The sequence below is a fragment of the Salmonella sp. SG203 genome, assembly GCF_013350575.1.
Classification (GTDB): Bacteria; Pseudomonadota; Gammaproteobacteria; order Enterobacterales; family Enterobacteriaceae; genus Salmonella; species Salmonella enterica.
In genome coordinates this window covers 82978-107389 of record NZ_SNMT01000004.1, presented here as the reverse complement: position 1 = coordinate 107389, position 24412 = coordinate 82978, and the positions used below count along the sequence as shown (strand labels likewise).

16 protein-coding genes are annotated in these 24412 nt (G+C 55.3%); all 16 read right to left on the bottom strand.

The annotated features are described in order from the left end of the window. Positions 1-92: 92 nt before the first annotated feature. On the bottom strand, positions 93-6476 hold the full coding sequence (locus tag HV477_RS08370; protein WP_372907324.1) for an adhesion domain-containing protein: 6384 nt from the start codon (positions 6474-6476) through the stop codon (positions 93-95). Positions 6477-6613: 137 nt separating this feature from the next. Beyond that, positions 6614-7576 (bottom strand): SinI family autotransporter-associated protein, encoded by a 963-nt coding sequence (locus HV477_RS08365; RefSeq protein WP_079899140.1) that lies wholly within the window; start codon positions 7574-7576, stop codon positions 6614-6616. A gap of 57 nt (positions 7577-7633) precedes the next feature. Continuing rightward, on the bottom strand, positions 7634-9826 hold the full coding sequence (gene sinH, locus HV477_RS08360; protein WP_023233502.1) for an intimin-like inverse autotransporter SinH: 2193 nt from the start codon (positions 9824-9826) through the stop codon (positions 7634-7636). Between the two features lie 345 nt (positions 9827-10171). After that, entirely contained in the window at positions 10172-10393 is a 222-nt protein-coding gene (locus tag HV477_RS08355) for a zinc ribbon domain-containing protein (RefSeq protein WP_000402503.1), read from the bottom strand. Positions 10394-10481: 88 nt separating this feature from the next. Beyond that, positions 10482-11954, bottom strand: coding sequence for a ribosome biogenesis GTPase Der (gene der, locus HV477_RS08350; protein WP_000249411.1), 1473 nt, complete (start codon positions 11952-11954; stop codon positions 10482-10484). 118 nt (positions 11955-12072) lie between these two features. Next, positions 12073-13251 carry an outer membrane protein assembly factor BamB gene (gene bamB / locus HV477_RS08345; RefSeq protein WP_001177072.1) on the bottom strand — a complete coding sequence of 393 codons (1179 nt, stop codon included), beginning with the start codon at positions 13249-13251 and terminating at the stop codon, positions 12073-12075. A gap of 10 nt (positions 13252-13261) precedes the next feature. Continuing rightward, positions 13262-13882: a YfgM family protein gene (locus tag HV477_RS08340; RefSeq protein ID WP_000409190.1), complete on the bottom strand. Its 621-nt coding sequence runs from the start codon at positions 13880-13882 to the stop codon at positions 13262-13264. A gap of 13 nt (positions 13883-13895) precedes the next feature. Further along, on the bottom strand, positions 13896-15170 hold the full coding sequence (gene hisS / locus HV477_RS08335; protein ID WP_079899141.1) for a histidine--tRNA ligase: 1275 nt from the start codon (positions 15168-15170) through the stop codon (positions 13896-13898). 110 nt (positions 15171-15280) lie between these two features. Then, positions 15281-16399 (bottom strand): flavodoxin-dependent (E)-4-hydroxy-3-methylbut-2-enyl-diphosphate synthase, encoded by a 1119-nt coding sequence (gene ispG, locus HV477_RS08330; RefSeq protein WP_000551804.1) that lies wholly within the window; start codon positions 16397-16399, stop codon positions 15281-15283. Between the two features lie 26 nt (positions 16400-16425). After that, positions 16426-17430, bottom strand: coding sequence for a cytoskeleton protein RodZ (gene rodZ, locus HV477_RS08325; RefSeq protein ID WP_079899142.1), 1005 nt, complete (start codon positions 17428-17430; stop codon positions 16426-16428). Positions 17431-17721: 291 nt separating this feature from the next. Next, positions 17722-18888 carry a bifunctional tRNA (adenosine(37)-C2)-methyltransferase TrmG/ribosomal RNA large subunit methyltransferase RlmN gene (locus tag HV477_RS08320; RefSeq protein WP_079899143.1) on the bottom strand — a complete coding sequence of 389 codons (1167 nt, stop codon included), beginning with the start codon at positions 18886-18888 and terminating at the stop codon, positions 17722-17724. A 206-nt stretch (positions 18889-19094) separates the two neighbouring features. Then, positions 19095-19526, bottom strand: a complete 432-nt coding sequence (gene ndk, locus HV477_RS08315) for a nucleoside-diphosphate kinase (protein WP_000963846.1) — start codon at positions 19524-19526, stop codon at positions 19095-19097. 120 nt (positions 19527-19646) lie between these two features. Continuing rightward, on the bottom strand, positions 19647-20510 hold the full coding sequence (locus HV477_RS08310; protein WP_079899144.1) for a 4Fe-4S dicluster domain-containing protein: 864 nt from the start codon (positions 20508-20510) through the stop codon (positions 19647-19649). After that, positions 20510-21319, bottom strand: a complete 810-nt coding sequence (locus HV477_RS08305) for a dimethyl sulfoxide reductase anchor subunit family protein (protein WP_000544895.1) — start codon at positions 21317-21319, stop codon at positions 20510-20512. The genes HV477_RS08310 and HV477_RS08305 overlap by 1 nt, the downstream gene beginning before the upstream one ends. Then, entirely contained in the window at positions 21312-21941 is a 630-nt protein-coding gene (locus tag HV477_RS08300; RefSeq protein ID WP_000077436.1) for a DMSO/selenate family reductase complex B subunit, read from the bottom strand. The genes HV477_RS08305 and HV477_RS08300 overlap by 8 nt, the downstream gene beginning before the upstream one ends. Next, positions 21938-24316 (bottom strand): DmsA/YnfE/YnfF family dimethyl sulfoxide reductase, encoded by a 2379-nt coding sequence (locus tag HV477_RS08295; protein ID WP_306292754.1) that lies wholly within the window; start codon positions 24314-24316, stop codon positions 21938-21940. Before HV477_RS08295 ends, HV477_RS08300 begins: the two co-directional genes overlap by 4 nt. Positions 24317-24412 lie beyond the last annotated feature (96 nt).

The following is a 24412-nucleotide window of genomic DNA, read 5'->3' as shown; positions in this document are numbered from 1 at the left end:
CCCTTTCTGACTATTCATTCCATCGGCGGTAAAAATGCGAAACGTTTCACTACCGGTACCAACGACAATTTACCGAAACCCAACCATCCCGATCACGGCTGTACAAGACAGGCGGCATAGACTATATCGTAATCGCTGCTGGTGGTCGGGCAACGTGTTGCGCCCCCTTTCGCTAACGAAACCCGGCAATAATTATACGTCCCAGGCGTACTGCTGGCATAATACAACGAAGTTGTCGGCCATCCGTTAGCGACCGCTATCTGCTCATCGCGCACTTTTTCCAGCACGCCTTTTGCCGGGAACCCGGCCACCCCGCCACAGTTCTTGCTCATATCATAGGTAAGGCCATCGGCTTTCGAATAAACCTCAACCCAGGTTTCGCCATTTTCTTTCCGGCTATCCGTCGCGCCAGCAGGCGCTTCTTTCATCAACAAGGGGCGATGCAGCGTCACGCCATCAACCGTCAGCGTATCCGGCATATGCCCCCAGAACTCCGCGTAACTGGAGTCCGGGCTGGTAATCACGGTAAAGATCACGCCCAGCACGGTGTTGGTTGATTGCGTGATATCCCCCGGCGCGCTGGCCGTCAGCTCGGTTTTTAGCCCCACACTGCCGTCCTGTTTCACCGTAAACGTTGCCGTCCCGTCAGCCCCCGTGACGCCGCTAAACACATTGCCGGAAGCCGTCATTGATTTCGTTGTCGGCGACGGCGTCAGTTCCTGCAACGTCAAATCGTCTGCTGTAGTATTCCACGTATATTTAATGTCGAGGCGATCATTCGCATCGCCCCGTTTCAGGGTGAACGGTTCATTCGCTATGGGAACGCCCGCGCGGTTTTTCACCGTCACCGTCAAGGGAATAGCCTCGCCTTTTTTCGCCACCGCCGCGCCTTTCGCCGCATCCATCGCCGTCGAGGTTAGCGTAATGGTGGCAGGGACATTACGCGCATTGACCAGGCAGGCCTGCAGGCTGGTGGAGGTTGGCGCCGATATCTGACCGGTTTTCAGGTTTATCGCCTGGTGTGCTTTCGAGCTATTCAGATCGGCAGACCACCAGAGTTTGCCGGTTTTCACCGGCCAGCCGAATTGATCCTCCAGCGCGCCGTCAGGATACAGTTGCTGTAGCGCCTTTAAGTCATTCATCAGCGGCATATACTCAAAGTCGCACGCAGACTGGCCTGCCGTATACGTCTGTACGCCGGTCGGCGCCGCCCATTTTTCACCGTTCACAGTGAGGTAGTTGACGCCCGACGGCGCTTCCGCCTGCAAATGCGGGCGCTGGTAGCGGAGGCCGTCCGGCCCTTCCACGGTTTCCGGCATATGCCCCCAGTAGTTGGCGCTGGCGGCGTCCGGGCTGGTAAGGACGGTAAATATCACGTCCTTACTGCTCGTTGCGGTAATGTCATCCGCGACGGTGACGCGGATGGGCGTTTTAAGACCCATGGTATTATTTTGCGACACGCTAAACGTTATTTGCCCCTGGGCGTCCGTTTGCGCATACATATAGCTATCCACCGACCCCAGCAAGTACGTCGCCGTCCCGGAAGGCTGGATATTACTTAAGGTAATATCGTCCGCGTTGTTGGTGGTGTACACGCTCCCCGCACGCGTCAGCGCATCGCCGCGCGAGATTTTCACCGTCGCGTTGCTAACCGACTGCCCGGCAGCGTTCGTCACCTTCACCGTCATGGGGATCGTTTCGCCTTTTTTCGCCACGGCCGCCGATTTGTCCGCGTTCCAGGCGTCCGTAGAGAGCGCGATATTCATCTGGCGCGGTTTGGTCAGGCAGAGCTGGTAATAGTAATTACCCGGCGTTCCCAACACGGAGTTATCTATGCCCGTACCGAGATCGATATATTGCCAGTAAATAGCTTGACCTTGCAGCAGGCTGTCGCCCGCCCACCATTTCTTCTTGACGGGTAAGCCTATGTCGGTCGTGACCTTGCCGCTGGGGTGATCGCCGTACAGCGCCTTGAGATCATCCAACGTGGCCATCTGATTTATCGAACAGTCGCCATAATTACCGGTATTAAAATTATTCACCATAGACCAGTTTTCATTTGTCTCGACATAACTCTTCACACTTGACGACGACGATACTTCGCTATACAGCCGCGGGCGCTCGAACTCCGCGCCGTTGCTGGCGGTGAAGGTTTCCGGCATATGGCCATACATATTGGCCTGCGGGCTGTCCGGGCTGGTCACGGTGGTGAACACCACCGGCAGCGTCGAGGTTACCGTCGGCATATCGCTCAGGGCTGCGGTTACCACGTTTTTCGCCCCCACCCCTACGCCCTGCTGCTCCGGCGTGAGCGTGAAGGTCGCCGTGCCGTCCGCTCCGGTTGCACTGTAAAGAGTGGCGCTACCATAGAAGAACTGTTGCGCCGAACCGGTGGGCGGCACCAGCATCATGCGGGTGTTGCCGGTAAAGGTATAGCTGGTGTTGCGCGCCGTCCCGGCGTCGCGTACGAGCGAAAATGGCGTATAAGGCACCGGGTTGCCCGCTGCATCGGTAGTGGTGATCACCAGCGGAATCGATTCGCTGTTTTTGACCTTCACCGCCTGGATATCGCTATCCGTCGCCAGCGTAGAAGTGAGCGTAATCCGCCCGGCCAGAGGCTGCGGCGTCGCGGAGCAAATCTGGTATTGCCTGTCGCTATCACTAATATTGGAGACCTTCCGGTGCGCATCATCATTCAGATCGACCGTGTAATAGTCATAGGGTGGCGCTCCGGGGGTGAGCGTCCCGGCGTTTGTGCCGCTCCAGTAAGATTGGGTGATCGGCCAGCCCTGCGCGGTTTTTATCGCTCCGTTCGGGTATTTGCTGTACAGCGAATCCAGTTGCTCAACGGACGGAAAATACCCTTTGGGGCAGGCTTCCGGGCTAACGGTTTTGATCGTATTCGGCCCATAGTACACTACCCAGCGTTCGTTCTCTTCCTGATTCCCCACAGCACCGGTCTTGCTGGCCAGTTCATCGTAGAGCGACGGGCGCTTGTACACCGCGCCATCCGCCGCCGTCAGCGACGGCGCCATATGCCCCCACATGCGGGCGACGCTGACATCCGGGCTGGTGACAACGGTAAAGATGGTGTCGATGCTGGCGCTCACGGCGGCATTTTCATACAGCGTGGCGGTAATGGCCGTGCGGGTACCGTGGGTGTCCGGGCGGGTGACGCTGATGATGCGGGTGCCGTCAAGGCCGGTCTGCGACCCCATTTTGGTGGTGGTCCAGGCCAGCGATTCGCCGTCGATCACCACGGGCGTCACGATATTTTGCAAATCGGCGCCGTCCAGGGCGGTGTACTTTTCCCCTTTGCGATCGTAGCCGTCGCCGCGGGTGAGCACAAACGGCGCTTCCGGCACCGGTTTGCCGCTGGCGTCCTTCACCGTCACCTTCAACTGTAGGGTGTCGCCCTTTTTCACTTTCAGCGCATGGACGCCGCTGCCGTCGTACCACTGCGACGGATCGACTGGTTCAATGGTGATGGCGGCTGGCACCGGGTTATCGCTGGCCAGGCAACTGGTGTAAACCGAGGTGTTGCTGCCCGGAAATTCACTGCCGCTCGCCAGCGCGATCAGTTTCCAGGTGGTGGCGCTCTGGTAGGTGGACGACCAGTAGTTAATTAAGGTTGGCCAGCCCTGGATACTTTTGATCGCGCCGCCGCTGTTGGCGCTGTACAACGCTTCAAGCTGGTCGATACGCGGCAGGCGGTTCGCCGCGCAGCCGCCCGCATCCGGGTTGCCCGCCGCGTCGATATGGGCCACGCGCGTCCAGGTTTCATTGCTCTCTTCCTGAGTACGCAGCGGGCTATTTACTTCACTCGCAAGCTTAGGCCGCTCAAAGGTCCAGTCGCCGACGGCAATGGTGTCGGCCATGTGGCCCCACATTTTGGCTTTTACCGTGTCCGGGCTGGTGGCGACGGTAAACTTGACGCTGCGGGAAACCGGCGTGCTGATTAATGAATCGACGGGCGCGACGCTTAACGGCGTCAGCAGCCCCACGCCCTTATTCTGGGTGAGGATAATGGTCGCATCGCCGTTGGCGTCGGTGATCCCGTGGTAGACCTGGCCGGCAATGTAGCCCACGCCGTCAAACTGCATCTCGCCGTTGCTGGGATCGGTAAAGCCGATCGACTGCCCGTCGCGCCGCTTGCCGTTCGCCATGGTGATGGTGAAGTCGGTATTCGCAATCGCCATGCCGTTGAGGGCGTTGGCCGAATGAATATTCAGCTTGATCTGTTCACCCACTTTGGCGACCGCATCGCTGTTTTTGGTCATCGGATCGTCGTTGAAGTAAACTTCAAGCACCGCCACCATTTCATTGGCCGAGCAGGTCAGGTAGTTCGGCGCATTGGTAAATTTGCCGCTATCGCCATTTTCGAGGTTGACATGTACCGTCCCGGAGGCGTCGCTGTCCGCAGCGATGAAGTAGTCTTCGGTCGGCCAGCCGTGTTCGCTTTCCATCTTGCCGCTGGGGTGCTCGCTGTATAAATGCGCCAGCGATGACTGATCCGGCACCTGGCCGACGCCGCACTGCGCGGTGGCCGACGCCACGGAGTTAAACGTCGCCCACTCTTCGTTGTTTTCGCTGAACTGACCGTCTTTATGGCTGGCTTCCACCGCCAGCAGCGGGCGCTTATACAGGTTGCCGGCATCCACCACGCCGCGCATATGGCCCCACATGTTGGCGCCGTCCACGTCCGGGCTGGTGATTACGGTGAAAATGACGCTAAAGGGCAGCTCGACGCTGCCGCCTTCATCGTCCGGCATCACGATGCGGATGGGCGTCTCAACCCCCATGCCGCTGTCGTGCTGTAGCGTCAGGTGCGCCTGACCGTTGACGTCGGTCACGCCGGTATAGTGTTCCGGCGACGAGGCGCGCATATCTTCGGAGCTGATGGTAACCCGCTGGTTATCCCACGCGTCCTGATGCTCCCCTTTGCGGTTTTTCGCCGGGTCGATAAACAGCTCCATGTAACGGTAAGGCAGCGGTTTTTGCGTGTCTTTATCGACTACCGTCATGACCAGATCAATCGATTCCCCCACCTGCGCTTTATAAGGCCCCTCCGGGGAGAGGGTAATCTGCGGGTGCGCCGCGGGCTGGGCCTTATCTACACAGCTAACCAGCAGCGTATCGCTGTTGGGCGCCCTGACGACCGACGCGCTGTTCATATGCACGGCAGCGTGGTAGTTGCTCATCTGATCTTTGGTTGACGACCAGTATTCCGCATCGCCCGACGCCGGCCAGCCGGTGTACGTTGCCAGCGTACTATGCGCATGTCTTAGCTCCACCAGTTGTTCGGCGTCCGGCAGAACGTCGCAATGGTTATCCGCGCCGCTCCAGGTAAACTGCGCCCAGGTTTCGTTAGTATCGTTGACGCTTTTGTCAGCGTTGCCCGCCTCCACCGCCAGCTTCGGTCGAGTGAAAGTGTAAGTCGCGCCGTTCAGCGTGGCGCTGGCGCTCTCCAGCATGTGGCCGTACATGTTGGCCTGAGCGGTGTCGGGGCTGGTGATGGTGGTGAAAATAACGTCCACGCCGTCCGTCAGCGTAGGATAACTTTGCGAAGCGACAATAAGATGCGTTTTTACGCCGGGACCTTCATCCTGCGTCACCACCACTGTGGCTTTACCTTCGGCATCGGTGACGCCGCGATACTCCGTTTGCACGGTCGTTAGCTCGGTATCGCCAACGTGCACCGGGTTAGTGTTATTGACCACACCCTGACGGTTTTTGGCATCCTCACGGCGGATAACAAACGGCGCATTTTTCACCAGTTCGCCATCACACCCTCTGGTCGTGACGGTGAGGGTGATGCTCTCTCCCACTTTCACTTTTGAGGCTTCAAAGCTGGCATCAACATGATCGCCGCTGACCGACACGGGATTGCCTACTGCCTGGGCAATATTGACAGTCACTTTCGGGCTGAGCAGCGGGATGGCCGCATTATTCGGCACGCCGGTGTGAGTATAGAGCCACAGCGCGGGGACGGTCGTTTCATCGTCTGGCTGCGGCCAGACAACCAGTTTCCGTCCGGCCAGGTTCTGGGCGCAAAAGGTCTGGTTAGGCGTCGGCTGCGGCGAAAGCGGCGTGTCGGGCGTGGCGGCATCGGCCCATAACAGGCCCACGCTCGGCGGCTGTTGATTTTCCCAGGCAATGGTCGGCGGATCGCTAAAGAGATCGCCTTCGGTATCGGTGGAATTGACCGCACGCATCGAGGTTGAGGTGGCATCCGCGCTAAAATCGCGCGGCATGGCGGTGAACGCAACATCGTAGGTTTTGGTCGGGTCAAGCAGCATGCTTCCCTGATACACGGGAATAATCGCGCCGTCGGCGCGGGGCACGGTGCCGTTAACTGCGGCAGTGGCTGAGTTCAACTCTTGCCATGTCCCGCCTTTCAGTAAGGCCTGCGCAGGGGCGATCGACGCTACAAACATGATCAGTAATGTCAGTAAGAAATGTACAACTTTATTCACTTGCCGATTCCTGTCCATGAGCGATAGCCACCCGTTTTCATTCTCTGTCGTAATTCAACCCACTTTGCTTAGCGCGCGGCTAAGCAAAGTGCGCGGAAAATACCACTCCCCGCGGGGAGTGGTATGTTGAGGACAACTTATTTGCGTTTGTAGTCGATGGACAAAGCAAAGCCCTGGACACCGTCGCTACCCACGGTAACGCCGCCTTCCGCGCCCTCGAACGCCTCTTTCGCTTCGGCGTTGGTAAGCGGGATGACAAGGTCTTTATCGTTCCAGCTTTCGTTGACGATACCGCCAGTGCCAGTACGTGCAATTGCGCTGGTGCCGACGAATTTCCAGCGGTAGTCATACTGGCTGGTAACGTCTTCACCGGTATCATAGGTACCGTTGCTGTTCTTATCGCTCCACAGCAGCACTTTATAGGTGGTGTCGGTTTTGAGCGGAGTAGAGGTACCCAGCAGGTTGGTGGTTGAGCCAGACTCATAGATAACAACATGGACGTTTTCATCCACCACCGGACCTTCCGGAATGTCGTCGCCATCCGCACCACCGCCCGCATCGGTCGACAGGTCTTTCAACAGCAGTTCGGTTGCCACGGCAGGGTCACCGGTGGTGGTGGTTGGGGTGATTTTGATACCGATATAATGGTCTGCGTCACCCGCCTGAATTTCATAGGTATCGCTGCCTTTGGTGCCAATCTCTTCGGGATTGCTACCATTCTGGTCGCTGTATCTCATCCACTGCACCGTCAGTTTCGTGGCGGCGTTGTCGACATCCAGGTCGCCTTCCTTATCGCCAATCGCCCAGTTGACCGTGACCTTATCGCCAACGTGGAACTGCTTATCGCCGTCGGTCGTAATGGTCCTTGAACCACGATCGATAGTTACCGTTACGTGATCTTTGTCGGTATCCGCGGTCTTATCCGCCGCACGGGTAATCCACGGCACCGTACCCTGAATGGTGCCCGTCTGTTCAGAGACAATCTGCCACTGCCCCGATTTCAGATTACCGTTTGCCGCCACCGCCGGCGCGGCGCAATACCCGGCAACTACTAATGCTAAAGCGACCTTCGTCAGCCGCCGTTTTACTGTTGCTTGCATTCAGACTCTCCTTTTTCTCAAAATTCAGCGGCTGGCTGGTCAGCCACAACGCTGACGCTATTTCTGACTATACGTAACGCGTATGCCGTAACCCTGAACGCCATCTTCCACATTGGCGGCAAACTTCTGCGCCGCCTCTTTATTGGTTACTGGCAGAACAAGATCTTCATTTATGGTGTTGGCCAGCGCGCCGGTATGTCCGTTTGTACTCTGTCCGGTAAACTCCCACTGGTAGTCGTACAACGCCATCTCTTCTTCCGTGAGCTGCTCGGACATCTGGAATACGCCGTCTTTATTTTTGTCGCGCCACAGCAGGAAACGGTAGGTGTTATTAACCGTAGGATGTTTATCTTCTTTGCCAATGAGATTGATGGGGTTAGGAGCTTTTACCTGATAAATCACCGCATTCAGCGCGCTCAGGTTGTCGCCGATAAAAGTGACATCAACGTAGTTACTGTCGCCATAGGCGTCTTCTTTCGCCTTCCAGCGGAAAGTGCCCGGCAGGGTGCTGGAAAGCGTCACCGTCCCCGCTTCTTTGTCACGGCTGGCAATAAACACGCAGGGGGTTTCCGTGGTGCAGGGCGTCTGGGCCAGGGTGACTTTTTTATCATTGCTGTCGTACAACACGGGCGTCATGGCATCGTCCACCAGTTCGTTACCATTGCGATCCGTGGAGTCGCCAAAGGAGTCGGTGATCAGGAGATCCATCACCACGCCGTCTTCGCCATCGGCCAGCGCGCTGGCTTCATGGCTGTGATCGCTACGATCGGTATCGGCAATGTTGTCAACGATCAGCTCAATTTTGCGATCCTGCTGGACGGTGATTTCCACCACACCGGAGTTCTGCTTATTGCCCTTTTCGTCTTCCAGCGTCATGCGTACTTTCCAGGTGTTCAGGGCGGTGCGCTGCTCTTCGGTATCGGCGTTAACCCAGGCAGGAAGCACCAGATTCCAGCTGTTATTGTTGCCTTCGGTCAGCGCATCTGCTTTTACCACCGGCATCACCAGAGTACGGGCGGCGTTGTTTTTCGCCTGCCAGGAAGCAGAAATAATTTTGTAATGATGGTTAATCAGCGCGTTGACCGTCCACTTACATTTCTCCAGCCCCACCGCGGCCTCAGGCGTATCTTCAATCACGCATTCCGGGTGTTCGTTGGTGGCGTCGGCCTTCAGCCACAACGTGACGTCCAGCGGATCTTTCTCGCGGTATTCGAGAATGATGAAATTGTTACGATCGACAAAATCGGTGCGGCTGCCCATTAAAGAGTGCTGGATTTTAACGTTTTCCGGATCGAGTTGCGCCGCCAGCGGCGTTCCTATCTGGTAGTTCACAGTCGCTTTAACGCTAAAATCGTTATTATCGCCAGTACCGGCTTTGTAATCCGAACCAACCGTAACCAGCGGTACCGGCGTATATTCCAGCCCCAAGGTAACGGCATGAGGATCTTTTTGTAGGTTATCGGTGCCAAACAGCGCTACTTCATCGCCGTAGTACTGTTCGTAAACTAATTTAGCGCCAAGCTGCGGATAAAAGGGCAGCCAGCTTTCCATGCGGATATCCCAACCGCGCGCGGGTCGTTCTTCATAAAAGTCGAAATCTTCGGAATCCTTCCAGTCAGAAAGAGGATGGTAATAGTTGCCGGAGAATTTAAGGTAATCCGTCCAGGCTTCGGTTCCCAGACCTAGTCGACGGTGACCGCGCGTAAAATCGTAGTCATAGAATGCGTTGCCGCCAAGCAGCCAGTTGCCGACGTTCTGGCGCACGCCAAGCCCAAAGTTACCAATGGTGCGGTCTTCTTTACGTTGGGCTGAGAGTTGGCTAAAAAGTAAGGTTTTTTCGTTATCATACCAGGGAACGAAATAATCCAGCGAACTGCCGTCCAGATCGCCGCCTTCGCCTACGGAGAGGCTGGTACGGATCTTGCCATAAGGTGACATTACGCCTTCAAGATATGACTGTGCTGATGAAGTGATTTGGTTTTGCAAATAGCTACGCGCCTGGGATTCCAGCGCTTCCGGGGTGAGATTATCAAAGCCCTGGGTGGCGGAATTAATAAAGTAGTCAGCGCCCTGTTCTTTAAAGGACTTTCCTTTATTTTCCTGTTCTTCTTTTTTCGCGGATTCGCTGGCTAAATCAGGCAGGGAGGAGTGGCTTTCATCGTTTGCAGGTACAGAGTTACCTGCGCCGGAAGCCGCAACTGATACTCCAGACACTAATAGCAAAACCAGAATGCGAATCCTTCGCACCATATGATATCCCTGTTGTTAAATAAACACGCTGCTATGAGACGATATTATATGGATGATTCATAGGGAATCATAACTAACAGGCCTAAATATATTCCTAAAAAGAAAAGTTTAATATGAAACAGACTTATAATATTGATATAATAAATAAAAAGAAGGATGTTATTTATTTTTAATATTTATTTTCGGGAATAATATTCCCTATAAATAGTTGAATAAATAAAAAGAATAAAATAGCCGCCGGGCAGGATACTATGCTGATATTACGGGAGTATCGAATAACTCTTTTGCCCTTAGCCGGATAAGACGTCGGCGTCTCTGCTCTGCGGCGCAACGTCGACAGCGGTTTTATTGATCGGAAATGACGAAATTAACCCGTTTTTTTGAAATTAAACCATGACCGTTCTGGCAAAAATAGTCCACTGCGCCGCAGGCTTTCAAAACCTGTAACGGCTGGCGGCAGTCAGGACAAAGTGCCTGTAACGAGAAATCCTTAGCGCATGTCTCGCAATGGGCTGTATCGCCATTGCGCTCCAGCGCGTGATGGCAAACAGGGCAGATTATTTCCATAACATTCTCCTCAGGCGCGTGACTCGCTTTTACTTGAAAGGCCTGATAGCGCTGCGCTTATCAGGCCTGGAATATTACTGAAAAAGCATTACTTGCTTTTCTTGATATGCTTCATCAGACGCTTACGTTTGCGCATTTGCGTTGGCGTCAGTGTGTTACGCTTGTTCGCATACGGGTTCTCCCCTTCTTTAAACTGAATGCGAATCGGCGTACCCATCACTTCCAACGACTTGCGGAAGTAGTTCATCAGATAGCGCTTATAGGAGTCTGGCAGATCTTTTACCTGGTTGCCGTGAATCACCACAATCGGCGGGTTATAGCCGCCAGCGTGGGCATATTTCAGCTTCACACGGCGACCGCGCACCAGCGGCGGCTGATGATCTTCCACCGCCATCGTCATGATACGGGTCAGCATCGCAGTGCTCACCCGGCGAGTGGAACTGTCGTAAGCCTCGCGTACGGACTCAAACAGGTTCCCGACACCGCTGCCGTGCAGCGCAGAGATAAAGTGCACGCGGGCAAAATCAATAAAGCCCAGACGGAAATCCAGCGTCTCTTTCACCTGCTCTTTGACTTCCTGGCTCAGGCCATCCCATTTGTTGACTACGATAACGAGTGAGCGCCCACTATTGAGGATAAAGCCCAGCAGAGACAAATCCTGGTCAGAGATCCCCTCGCGCGCATCGATAACCAACAGTACGACGTTAGCGTCTTCAATCGCCTGTAACGTTTTAATCACCGAGAACTTTTCTACCGCATCGGTGATTTTTCCGCGCTTACGCACCCCCGCCGTGTCAATCAGCACATATTCCCGTTCGTCGCGTTCCATCGGGATATAAATACTGTCGCGAGTGGTGCCCGGCATGTCGTATACCACCACGCGCTCTTCGCCGAGAATACGGTTAGTGAGCGTGGACTTACCTACGTTCGGGCGACCGACAATCGCTAGCTTTATCGGCAGGCTTTGCGGGTCAAAATCATCCTCCGGCGCTTCTTCGCCATTTTGTTCCGCCTCGAACTGCGCCCAGTATTCCGCGTCTTCATCCACCTCTTCCTGCGGCGCGACATCATCCATCCACGGCAGAAGCACATGTTCCAGCAGGCTCAATACGCCGCGACCATGTGAGGCGGCGATAGGGTAAATTTCGCCTAATCCCAGCGAGTAAAAATCGACAACCGCCTGATCGGGATCGAGACCATCCGTTTTATTCGCCACCAGGAAGGTCGGTTTTTCACGGGAGCGCAGATGTTTGGCAATCGCTTCATCCGCCGGCATCAGACCAGCGCGCGCATCTACCATGAATAACACCACATCCGCTTCTTCAATCGCCAGCAGCGACTGTTCCGCCATCCGCGTTTCGACGCCGTCTTCGGTGCCGTCAATACCGCCGGTGTCGATACAGATAAACTCGCGGCCTTCAACCTCCGCACGACCGTACTTACGGTCACGAGTCAGACCCGGGAAATCCGCAACCAGCGCATCTCGGGTGCGGGTCAGACGGTTAAATAGCGTGGATTTTCCGACGTTAGGGCGCCCGACAAGCGCGACCACAGGTACCATGTTTAAAGCCTCATTTAAAAAATCATCAGACAACGCGCGTCATTTTTACGCCGTTGTTAAAAACAGGAAAACGGCCCCTACACCAGGAGCCGTTTTTTAAAACGCACAACCGTGACGATTAACGTGTAATCGCGTAGACCGTACCGTCTTTGGCCTGGATGAGCAGTTTACCATCCGCCACCGTCGGTTCGGTCAGGAAACCAGAACTGTCTACTTTTTGTTGGGCCACAAAACGCCCGTCATCGACATTAATCCAGTGCAGATAACCTTCGCTATCGCCGACGACTAAATCACCATTATACAGTACCGGGGAGGTCAGCAAACGGTGCAGCAGATCGCTTTGCGTCCACAGCGTTACGCCGCCGTCAGTGGTCAGCGCCAGCACACGATCGTTCTGATCGACCAGGTAGATACGGTCGCCGTCGACGATAAAGTCATTGACCGACCCCAGCTCGCGTTTCCACATAATCTGACCACTGCGCAGATCCAGCGCCGTTAAGTTACCATTATACGCCAACGCGTAAACGACGCCGTTTACCACAACCGGCGTGGTATCGACGTCGCTCAGACGGTCAATTTCCGTTGGGCCAGTGGCCTGGGAGATACGCTGCTGCCAAATCATCTGCCCTTGTTGCATCAGCACGGCGCTGACGCGGCCATTATCACCACCAACGATAGCCGCGCCGAACGCGGTTGCCGGCGCAGATTCGCCGCGCAGCGACAGCGAAGGCATATCCAGGTTCACCGTCCATTTAATGGCGCCATCCGCCTGATTTAGCGCCTGCAACTGACCGTTGCTGGTATGGATAAGAACGATTCCATCACTGACAACCGGGCGAGACAACGCTTCGCCTGCGACCTTCGTCTGCCATGCTGTAGTGCCGTCGCTGGTATTCAGCGCATAAACCTCGGCCTTTTCACTGCCGATATAGACGTGACCGCCCGCAACAGTGACGCCGCCGGACAACAGCGCGGACGAACGAGAGAACCAGCCGTCTTTCTCGCCCAGATTCACAGACCAGATCTCTTTGCCATCATCCGCATTGAGCGCTTTTACCACGCCCGCGCGATCGGCTGCATAGACCACGTTATCTGCCATTACCGGATGAAGGTTAGAATAAAATTCGCCAATTCCGTTACCGACAGAGGTGCTCCAGACAGTGGTCGGGGTAAACTGGTTTTCAACCTGCGGTAATGGAGACATCTTGACGACATCTTCTTCGCCGCTAAACAGTGAACAGCCGCTGAGCAGGGTAACGGAAAGCAACCCTGGCAGAAGTAATTTACGCAATTGCATCGGGTCCCTCTCAGATGGACAAATTATTGATTTTCATCTGCATCATTTCGCTCAACGCCGGAGAAGCATCGCTATTGACGCCCGCTTCCCATGCGCTGCGCGCGCCTTTTTTATCACCCTTACTCAGCAACGCTTCGCCGCGCAAATCAGCGACAATGGCCGTCCATCCTTCGCCTTTAACGGCATCCAGAGTTTTCAGCGCAGCGTCAGCTTGCTTAAGCTGCAACTGAACGCGAGCGAGACGCAGATTAATCACCGCTTTGAGATTTTCATCGCTGGTGGCCGCCAACCCCTGCTGCAACTGGGCTTCGGCTTTTTTAAGTTCATTCTTATCCACAAACTGCTGCGCCAGTTCCATAGACGCCAGCGCACCATAGGTGTTTTTATTCTCAGCCGCGAATTTTTCAGCGGCGGGAATGCTATCCGGCTTATCGGCGCTTACCGCCGTCACCGCATTTTGATACGCCAGAGAAGCAGCACGCGCGGACTCCGTCTGATGGCTGCTCCAGTAACGCCAGCCAACCAGCGCGCCAACCCCTAAAATCACTCCGACAGCCAGCGCTTTGCCGTTTTCGGCAAAGAAGCGTTTAATCGCATCCACCTGGTCGTGTTCGTTCTCGTAAATTTCCACGCTGTCCTTCTCCTTAGCCCAATAAAGTGCGCAAATGCGCGGCGACGCTGTCCTGCGCCACTGCCGTTTGCTCACCGGAGCGCAAATCCTTCACTACAACAGTCCCATCGGCGACTTCAGATTCGCCAAGAACCAGTGCAATACGGGCGCCCCACTTATCGGCGCGGGCAAACTGTTTCTTAAAGTTGCCGCCGCCGTGGTTTGTCATTAGCTTCACGCCTGGCATTTCATCGCGCAGCCGCTCCGCCAGCGTCATTGCCGCAGACTGCGTTTGTGCGCCGGCAGCCACCAGGTATATATCGACAACAGGAGAGGCAATAAATTCCGGATTAACTGCCTGAACTAACAAAACAAGTCGTTCCAGGCCCATCGCAAAGCCCACTGCCGGGGTAGCGCGACCGCCCAGTTGTTCCACCAGACCATCATAACGCCCCCCCGCACAGACGGTACCCTGTGACCCCAGACTGTTTGTTACCCATTCAAATACGGTGCGGTTGTAGTAATCCAGACCGCGTACCAGACGCTGGTTGACGGTGTAGGCAATCCCCGCCGCGTCCAGCAATTTACACAGACCGGTAAAGTGCTCGCGTGAATCGTCATCGAGATAGTCGCCGAGAGCGGGCGCGTCGTTGAGCAGCGCCTGCACGTCCGGATTTTTTGAATCCAGCACGCGCAGCGGATTGGTATACATACGGCGTTTGCAGTCTTCGTCCAGCGTCTCTTGATGCTGTTCGAGGAACGCGACCAGCGCATCGCGATAGTTCGCACGCGCCTCTAATGAACCAATAGAGTTCAGCTCCAGGCTAACGTGGTCAGCGATGCCCAGCGCGCGCCACCAGCGTGCGGTCAGCATAATCAGCTCCGCGTCAATATCCGGGCCTTGTAAGCCGAAGACTTCGGCGCCTAGCTGATGGAACTGACGGTAGCGGCCTTTTTGCGGACGCTCATGACGGAACATCGGGCCGATATACCACAAACGCTGTTCCTGATTGTACAGGAGACCATGTTCGATGCCGGCGCGTACACAGCCCGCCGTACCTTCAGGGCGCAATGTCAGGCTATCGCCGTTGCGATCCTCAAAGGTGTACATCTCTTTTTCAACCACGTCAGTAACTTCACCGATCGCGCGTTTGAATAACGGGGTCTGCTCTACAATCGGCAAGCGGATTTCACTGTAACCGTAGCTGCCGAGCACGTTTTTGAGTGTGCCTTCAATGCGCTGCCAGATGGCGGTTTCGCCAGGCAGATAATCGTTCATGCCGCGAATGGCTTGAATGTTTTTTGCCACGTTTATTCTCTTTCTGAATATAAAAATGAACCCTCAGCGCTTCCCCGAACGAACCGGGAGCCATGCGGGTTCAATCATACACGGGAAGCGCGCCGCTTCCCATCACGTTCTTATTTTTCAACCTGCAGCACGTCAATCCGACGCGCTTCATCAAGTTGACTTGCTTTCGCGCGAATACGGGATTCAAGCTGCGCGATCATATCGTCGTTATCGAGTCTGTCCTTACGCACGCCGTCCTCATACAGGCCGCTTTTCTTATTGCCGCCCGTCACGCCCAGCGTCGATACCAGCGCTTCGCCCGGCCCGTTCACCACACAACCGATGATCGAGACGTCCATCGGGGTGATGATATCTTCCAGACGCTGCTCCAGCGCGTTCACCGTGCCGATAACGTCGAACTCCTGACGAGAACAGGTCGGGCAGGCGATGAAATTGATGCCGCGCGCGCGAATGCGCAGCGACTTCAGGATATCGAAACCGACTTTGATCTCTTCCACCGGGTCGGCCGCCAACGATACGCGCAGCGTGTCGCCGATGCCTTCCGATAACAGCAGACCTAAACCGATCGCCGACTTGACCGCCCCGCTACGCGCGCCGCCCGCTTCGGTGATCCCCAGATGCAGCGGCTGATCGATCTGTTTAGCCAACAAACGATAAGACTCAACGGCAAGGAATACATCGGACGCTTTTACGCTCACTTTGAACTGATCAAAGTTGAGACGATCAAGATGATCCACATGGCGCATGGCTGATTCCAGCAACGCCTGCGGCGTCGGCTCACCGTATTTTTCCTGCAGATCTTTTTCCAGCGATCCGGCATTTACGCCGATACGAATAGGGATGTTTTTGTCGCGCGCGCAGTCCACCACCATGCGAATGCGTTCTTCGTTACCGATATTGCCGGGGTTGATACGCAAGCAGTCAACGCCGTATTCCGCCACCTTCAGCGCAATGCGGTAGTCGAAGTGAATATCGGCAACCAGCGGGACGTTAACCTGCTGTTTGATAAGCTTGAACGCTTCGGCGGCGTCCATGGTCGGTACAGAAACACGAACAATATCTGCGCCAACGCGCTCCAGCGCTTTGATCTGATTAACCGTCGCTTCCACGTCAGTGGTACGCGTGTTAGTCATCGACTGGACGGCGATAGGGGCGCCATCGCCAATCGGCACATTCCCAACGTAAATACGTGTCGATTTTCTACGTTGAATCGGAGCCTGGTTATGCATGAAAAATCTCCCGCGTTACCCGTCTGTTACTGCGCCGGTGTCGGTTCGGCATTAAGGGTCAGACGCGCAACCTGATTAGTTCTGATAAAGCGGCTCAGATCGACAGGTTTTCCTTGATACTGGATCTGCACCGCGGCCGGCGCGCCAATTTTAAGTTTATAAGGCGCCTGACCGGTTAGGTTTAAATTGCCATCTTTACGCTGCATACCGCTAAACAGTTTTTTACCCGTGGCGTCAGTGACTTCGAGCCAACAGTCAGCGGTAAAATTCATCACCAGCGCGTTCGGATCGGCAGCAGGCGCCGCTACGCCAGCCTGATTGGTCGGCAGCGCGGACGGCGTCTCCGTTGCCGCTGGCGCGGCAGATGTCGCAGCCGTATCGACATTCGCCTGCGAAGGCGCGACTACCGTATTTTGCGTCGCCGCCGCCGTTGGCGCTGGCGTTTGCGTCGCCGCCGTCGAATCAACCGGCGTCGCAGGAGCCGGAGCCGTTTGCGCTGGCGTCGTATCCTGGCTTGTCGCGGCACCGGTGTCCAGCGGTACGCTTTGGCCGCTGTCTTTATCTGCGTTCAGTTCAGCCGTGCTTTGATCGGCCATTGTCGTGATCTCTTCCTGCTGCGCCTTATGGTTCTGCCACCACCAGGCGCCGGTCAGCCCTACGACCACAAACAGTACCAGCCAGGTAAAAGACATTAACCAGCCGTCGCGTTTTTTACGACGCTTTCCTAATGAGAAACTCTGCATCGGGGCGACTTTAGCGGCGCGCAGCGGGGCCTGCTTTTCCAGCCCCGGCAGCAGTTCCTCTTCTGGAACATGCACCAGACGCGCATATGAGCGGATATATCCGCGCAGGAAGGTTGAAGCAAGATCGGACGGCGCCTTATCTTCTTCAATATCGCGTACCGTAGAAACCTTCAGGCAAAGTCGCTCAGCGACAGCCTGCTGGCTGAGTCCGAGTTGTTCACGGGCATTGCGCAGACGAACGCCGGTGGTTTGTGCTTCATTTTGGTCGTGCGTGGCTTCAGTATTCATTCGCTACAGCTACAGGTACGTGTAAATTAGGATTCAGGCGCCGACGAGCCGTAATGCCCGCCCACACCGCGAAACATCAGGTTAGTTAACCTTAGTCAGACAGTATAAGCCTGTCAGGCCGCAGATGACAAAACCGCTAAGACACAAGGCTAAACTCTTGTTGCACCATTACATACTGCCTTAAAGTCGACAAAAACGCACCGTTATTATTGACCAGACAAGTACAACGCCAGACATTATTCAACTGACATTGCGCCACGGTATAATGAATGCCCCGTGGCGCAACTGCTATCAAATAGCCTTGATGTCAATCACCTCTCCCTGCATACGCTTACGCAGAGTACGTTTAGTCCGGTCAATCACATTGCCAGCCAACTGTCCGCATGCCGCATCAATGTCATCGCCACGCGTCTTGCGTACGATGGTCGTGAAACCATAACTCATCAAAACTTTAGAAAAGCGATCGATACGGCTGTTAGAGCTGCGGCCATACGGCGCGCCAGGGAACGGGTTCCACGGAATCAGATTAATCTTACAAGGCGTCTCTTTTAGTAGCTCCGCCAGTTGATGCGCGTGTTCAGTGCCGTCGTTAACGTGGTCAAGCATCACGTATTCAATCGTCACGCGCCCCTGATTGGCGTTGGATTTCTCCAGATAGCGGCGAACCGCGCCCAGGAACGTTTCGATATTGTATTTTTTGTTGATCGGGACGATTTCGTCGCGAATAGTGTCATTCGGCGCATGGAGCGAGATAGCCAGCGCGACATCTATCATATCGCCCAGTTTATCCAGCGCAGGCACCACGCCGGACGTTGAGAGCGTGACACGACGTTTGGACAGGCCGAAACCAAAGTCATCGAGCATAATTTCCATCGCCGGTACGACATTGGTCAGGTTAAGCAATGGCTCGCCCATCCCCATCATGACCACGTTGGTGATCGGACGCTGGCCGGTGACTTTGGCCGCGCCGACGATTTTCGCCGCACGCCAGACCTGACCGATAATTTCCGATACGCGCAGGTTGCGGTTAAAGCCCTGCTGCGCAGTTGAACAAAACTTGCACTCCAGCGCGCACCCTACCTGTGAAGAGACACACAGCGTAGCGCGGTCGTCTTCCGGGATATAGACCGTTTCAACGCGCTGATCGCCGACAGCAATCGCCCACTTAATGGTGCCGTCTGAGGAACGCTGCTCTTCAACGACCTCCGGCGCGCGGATTTCCGCGACCTCTTTTAATTTGCCGCGCAACACTTTGTTGATGTCGGTCATCTCATCAAAATTATCGCAGCAATAGTGATACATCCATTTCATCACCTGATCGGCGCGGAAAGGCTTTTCACCTAAGTTTTTAAAAAACTCGCGCATCTGCTGACGGTTGAGATCCAGCAGGTTGATTTTTGTTTCGTTGTTAAGAACTACCGGGGTACTGCTTTCAGGTGTGACAATTTGTTCAGACATATGCTATTCCGGCCTCGTTATTACACGTTATGGCCCCTGGAGGGTTGAAAAAAGAAACGCCCCGGTAAGCTTACTGCTCGTCCGAGGGCGCTGCATTGTACAAATTCTGGCGTAAGGATGCCACGTCTGCACGCGGCATTAGCAAAAATAATATTTGAACCGATAATTTATCGCCAACGCATTTGCAGCGTGAAAGACGAAGGAGATTAACGGGTGCGCGGGCACACTTCGCCTTCACCGAAGAAAAAGGCGATTTCGCGCTGCGCGGATTCCAGCGAATCCGAACCGTGGGTGCCGTTTTCAGTTAAGCTATCAGCGTAGTCGGCGCGCAGCGTACCCGCCAACGCGTTCGCCGGATTGGTGGCGCCAAGCAGATCGCGGTGACGCTGTACCGCATTTTCACTTTCCAGCACGGATACCACGATAGGGCCAGAGGTCATGAACTCCACCAGACCGTCAAAGAACGGCTTGCCGTCGTGCTCAGCATAGAAGCCGCGCGCCTGCTCAACGGTCAGGTGCAGCATTTTAGTGCCAACAATTTTGAACCCTGCAGCTTCAAAGCGCGCAAAGATGCTGCCAATAACGTTTTTTGCCACCGCGTTGGGTTTAATGATGGAAAAAGTCCGTTCAATAGCCATGTTTACCTCTGAAATATGTTCTGTTGTTATGTCAGGCGCGGATTATAAAGAGCATCCCATCAATTGCCTATGGATGCAGGTAACATTTTTTTAAAATAAAATGAGCATTAGCAACAAAAGTTAAAGGCGCACAGCAAACTCAGGGGACTGACACAGCACGCAGTGCGTGTGTTCAGGCGTGAGAGCATGGAAAGTACGTTTGCAGCTTTCGCAGGTGAGCGTATGCACCGCACTATGCCGCGTTGACGCGGGTTCCACGTCAAACCGCAGCCGCAGCGCCTGATGCGGACATACCGCCGCACAGCCGCCGCATCCCGTACAACGCGCCGCAGCTATCGTCAGGGTATTGTCGTCAAACTGGATAACGTTCTCCGGGCAGCTTCGCCAGCAGGCGCCGCACATCCTGCACTCTTGCGGACTGATTTCGGGTACGCATTCGCTGAACGCGGAAAACGCCTGTCTGAGACGCCGTTTCCCCGGCTCGACGGCGCACGGGGTAATGGCGTCGCGCGGAACATGAAACAGAGTGCGCCGCGAGGCGTTAATCTCCGCGCCGACAACGTGTTTGAAAGACCAGCCCGGCTCGCCGTAGCGGCGCAGCGCTAAATTTAGCCCCGCCAGCGCCATCAGCCACTGCGCCGATCGCTCCACCGCAATATCAATAAAGCGAATACCGTACTGGCTGTGCCAGAGAAGCAGTTCATCGACCGTTGGCGCCTGTAGCGAAAACGGCCCCACCAACGTATCCCCCTGCACAAAGCGTTTAACCGGTTTGATACCGGTAATGGCGTCAACAGGACAGACAAACAGACAGTCGCCACAGGCTATGCAGCGCGTCGTATCTATGCTGACCTGCCCCTGCGCCAGCGAAAACGCCTGCGCCGGACAAACATTGGCGCAAGCGCGGCAGGAAGAAAAACGAAAGCGACGACGGACGCAAGCCTGCGTCACGTCTACCGCCGGATCGATCGTCAGGTTAACCATCAGCCAATACTAAAGAAGACGTAGCGCAGCATAATCTCGCCGATAAGCAGCAATACGCTGCCCGCCACCAGCGTCCCTCTGGCGTTTCGCAGACCGCCTGCGGCAAAGCAGAGCATTCCCGCCGCTGAGACACACCAGCCGAGAAGATAGACGTCACGCAACTGCGCCAGCGCCTGTAGCGGATGATGCGGGAAAGTGACGACCGTCGTATCCACCGCATTAATATCCGCCAGCCATAGCGGCTGCATGATCAGGCGAATCAGCACCATCAGTGCGACCACCACCACAGCGCAGCGCATTGCGGCGCCAGCGTTGCGCAGATAAGCCAGCGCAATGACTACCGAGCCGATAATGCCTGACGTGCCAAAGAACAGCGCCAGCGTGTTGCTATGCTGCCAGGTCGCCACCGAGGCATGGATATAAACCTGCGCCATGCAGAATACATCCACCAGCCCAAACGCTGCCGCCAGCGCCAGCAGCGGCTGCCAGCCTGGCTTTCGGAAAAACAGCAGCACAACCCCTAGCCCCAGCGCCGCCAGATAAAGGCTGGCAAAGACGATTTCGCGACTCAGCCACGAACTGGCGACATGACGTAACGCATTTAGCGCATTCAGGGGATAGCCCATGTGCAGCGCTGAAGCAAGCAGCCCCACGCAGGCCAGTACAAACGCCCCCGCCATCGCGGGAAGCGCGCCGCGTGCAGGCACGCGTCCCTCTACGGCGTACTGGCGGCCCAACGCCAGCCACACTGTCACGCCCACGGACCCTTGCAAACAGAGCGTAAAAATCAGCAGCGGTAACTCATGCATGGCGTTTACCCTCTTTTTCTGCGCCCTGATGCGCTTTGACAACCAGATTAGGTTTGGTTATGGATGAATCTGGCAGCCCGTTAACGTCGCATACGCTACCGTACTTCGCGCGCAGTTCATCAATCGGACCAAACTTGATGGCCTCCAGCGGACAGGTCGCAACACAGACGGGCGGTTCACCTTTCGCCAGTAAATCAACGCACATGTCGCACTTAGACATTTGGCCGGTCTGCTCGTTAAGCTGCGGCGCGCCATAAGGGCAGGACCAGGCGCAATAGCCACAGCCGACGCATTTGTCGGTATCAACGCGCACAATGCCGTCACCCGGGCGTTTATGCATAGCGGTAGTCGGGCAATTTTTGGTGCAGACAGGGTCCGCACAGTGGTTGCAGGAAATGGAAAGCGTATAAGCAAATACGTTATTGCTGACCCCACCCTGCCCGGTCGGGATGAAACTTCCGCCCTTGACTTCATAGACGCGGCGGAAACGACGGCCTACTTCCAGATTGTTTTTGTCTTTGCAGGCCACCTGGCAGGCTTTACAACCGGAGCAGCGTGAGGAGTCGATGAAAAATCCCAGTTGTTTATCGCTCACCGGCGGGTAATGTGTAAACTGACTCATGCTTTAGCCACCTCCACCAGCATGGTTTGATGTGAATTTCCCTTCGCCAGCGCGGTAATACGGGCCGAGCTGAGGACGTTCGCACAGCCGCCTTTATCAACGCCGTTTTCATCCGGCTGCCACCAGGCGCCAGCCTGCATCGCGACAACGCCGGGAATAATGCGCGGCGTCACTTCCGCCGGGATTTCGCAAATCCCGCGTGAGTTATGAATGCGCACCATGTCGCCATGCGTAATGCCGCGCGTTTGCGCATCCTGCGGGTTGATCCACAATGTCTGCTGCTGCACTTCAATCAGCCACGGGTTAGCGTATTGCGTTGAGTTGGCGCGGTTTTTTCCTTTCCACGTAATTAACTGGAGAGGAAAATCTTTCGCCAGCGCATCCTCCGGGCCTTCATGCGCGGGAACGTAGTGCGATAACGCCGGGATTTCCGGATGCTGCATGTCGTAGAGGCGCTTCGAGAAGATCTCTATTTTCCCTGACGGCGTCGGGAACGGATGATTTTCCGGATCGCGAATATTGTCTTCAAAGGCGATAAATGGCGCGCTTTTGAACAGATGCTGACGGGTCTTTTGCAGCGTGGCGAAATCCGGCAGATTTTCGTCCGGCATCGCCAGGCGCGTCTGTTCCCAGATGTGTTCAATCCACGCTTTCTCATCGCGCCCCTGGCTAAATTCATTCTCAATGCCTAATTTCGCCGCCACCTCACGTAGCCAGTCGTAGTCGGAGCGCCGCTCAAATTCAGGCTCAATCAGTTTTTCAGAGAGTATCAGGTAGCTTGCCGTGCCCCAGGTTTCACCGATGTTCCAGCGTTCCATAAAGCTGGTTTCCGGCAGCAGTAGATCAGCGTATTTCGCGCTCGGCGTCATAAACAGATCGCTGGCGACAATAAACTGGATCTTTGATTCATCCTCCAGTACGCGTACCGCCTGGTGCAGATCGGGGTTCTGATTCGCCAGATAGTTCCCGGCCAGCGAGAACAGAATACGGATGTTACTGTCCAGCTTATCGGCATCTTTCAGCCCCATATCCGGCGTCACTTTGCTGGCGTCGTCTGCGGCCTGCACCCAGTTCATCACCGAAATTTTGGCTTTTACCGGGTTATCCGGCATCTCCGGACCCGCGGCGAATTTACGGTTAGCGCAGCCGCCGTAACCCGCAGCCCAACCGCCTTTGATGCCGACATTACCGGTAATGGTCGCCAGTAGAGTCGAACCGCGCGCGGTGCGCTCGCCGCAGTTGTGGCGCTGTGGTCCCCACCCCTGAATCAACGCGGCGGGTTTGGTATTCGCGTAATCACGCGCTAACTGGCGAATGGTTTGCGCCGGCACATGGGTGATCTTTTCCGCCCACTCGGGGGACTTAACGACACCGTCTTTGGCGCCGGTCAGATACGCCACCAGCGATTCGTTAGCCGGTACGCCTTCCGGCATTGAGTCTTCATCAAAACCGATAGCGTAACGCGCAATAAATGCGCGATCGTGCAGATTCTCGCTGATGATGACGTACATCATCGCGTCCATCAGCGCATTGTCGGTGGTGGGCAGCAGCGGGATCCACTGATCCGCCAGCGACGAAACGGTGTCGGAATAGCGCGGATCAACCACGATAAACCGCGTACCGTTCTGCTTCATCTTCTGCAAGAAATAGTTGGTATGACCAAAAATGGTCTCCGTCGGGTTATGGCCCCACAGAATCACCAGTTTGGTGTCCAAAAGCGTATCCAGTGAACTGCCGCTGGCGGCAATGCCGTAAGTATAAGGCGTCGCGGCCGCCGTGTTGCCCATACTCACAGAATGGTAGCTTTCGAGATATCCGCCGGTCAGATTCAACAGGCGACGTGCCATTTTATCGCCGGAAAAGGTGCCGCCGGAAACGGCGGTACCAACATGAACATAGCGCGAAGCCGGGCCATATTTTTCAGTAATCGATTTTAAATTATCGGCGATTAAGGTTGTCGCTTCATCCCAGGAAATTCGCTCAAATTTTCCTTCACCGCGTTTTCCTACGCGCTTCATGGGATATTTAAGTCTGTCAGGATGATAAACAAATTTACGGTATGCGCGTCCACGAACACAGGCACGCATCACCGGCATTTGCGCATCCAGCGCATTATCCGGTCGCGTTGAAATTCGCGTCACGATACCGTCACTAACATGCGCCCGAATATCGCATTTGCCCCCGCAGTCAAAAGTGCTGCATGTCTGAACGACTTTTTCCGCAGGCCTGTTTTCAGTTGCCGTCACAGCGCGCGCCTGAGCGGTAGCTGGCGAGGAGACAAACGGTAACGCAATAAGCGCGGAGCTGGCCTGGATAAAATGGCGGCGAGAAATAGCGGGCTGTTCGCCATTTCCCTGGCTTTTTATATTTTTCATGATCCGACTCGTCAAATAAAAACCCATTCTCACGTTTTTATGCGTTGGTTCTCTTGATATTTATCAAGCTCTCCAGTTATGTATGATCCAGTAATA

What these genes read in the sequence shown, in the direction of transcription:
- ispG (WP_000551804.1), bottom strand. Translation starts at nt 16,399, where the DNA reads ATGCATAACCAGGCTCCGATTCAACGTAGAAAATCGACACGTATTTAC.
- ndk (WP_000963846.1), bottom strand. Translation starts at nt 19,526, where the DNA reads ATGGCTATTGAACGGACTTTTTCCATCATTAAACCCAACGCGGTGGCA.
- HV477_RS08355 (WP_000402503.1), bottom strand. Translation starts at nt 10,393, where the DNA reads ATGGAAATAATCTGCCCTGTTTGCCATCACGCGCTGGAGCGCAATGGC.
- der (WP_000249411.1), bottom strand. Translation starts at nt 11,954, where the DNA reads ATGGTACCTGTGGTCGCGCTTGTCGGGCGCCCTAACGTCGGAAAATCC.
- HV477_RS08310 (WP_079899144.1), bottom strand. Translation starts at nt 20,510, where the DNA reads ATGGTTAACCTGACGATCGATCCGGCGGTAGACGTGACGCAGGCTTGC.
- sinH (WP_023233502.1), bottom strand. Translation starts at nt 9,826, where the DNA reads ATGGTGCGAAGGATTCGCATTCTGGTTTTGCTATTAGTGTCTGGAGTA.
- rodZ (WP_079899142.1), bottom strand. Translation starts at nt 17,430, where the DNA reads ATGAATACTGAAGCCACGCACGACCAAAATGAAGCACAAACCACCGGC.
- bamB (WP_001177072.1), bottom strand. Translation starts at nt 13,251, where the DNA reads ATGCAATTGCGTAAATTACTTCTGCCAGGGTTGCTTTCCGTTACCCTG.
- HV477_RS08300 (WP_000077436.1), bottom strand. Translation starts at nt 21,941, where the DNA reads ATGAGTCAGTTTACACATTACCCGCCGGTGAGCGATAAACAACTGGGA.
- HV477_RS08295 (WP_306292754.1), bottom strand. Translation starts at nt 24,316, where the DNA reads ATGAAAAATATAAAAAGCCAGGGAAATGGCGAACAGCCCGCTATTTCT.
- HV477_RS08365 (WP_079899140.1), bottom strand. Translation starts at nt 7,576, where the DNA reads ATGCAAGCAACAGTAAAACGGCGGCTGACGAAGGTCGCTTTAGCATTA.
- HV477_RS08305 (WP_000544895.1), bottom strand. Translation starts at nt 21,319, where the DNA reads ATGCATGAGTTACCGCTGCTGATTTTTACGCTCTGTTTGCAAGGGTCC.
- HV477_RS08320 (WP_079899143.1), bottom strand. Translation starts at nt 18,888, where the DNA reads ATGTCTGAACAAATTGTCACACCTGAAAGCAGTACCCCGGTAGTTCTT.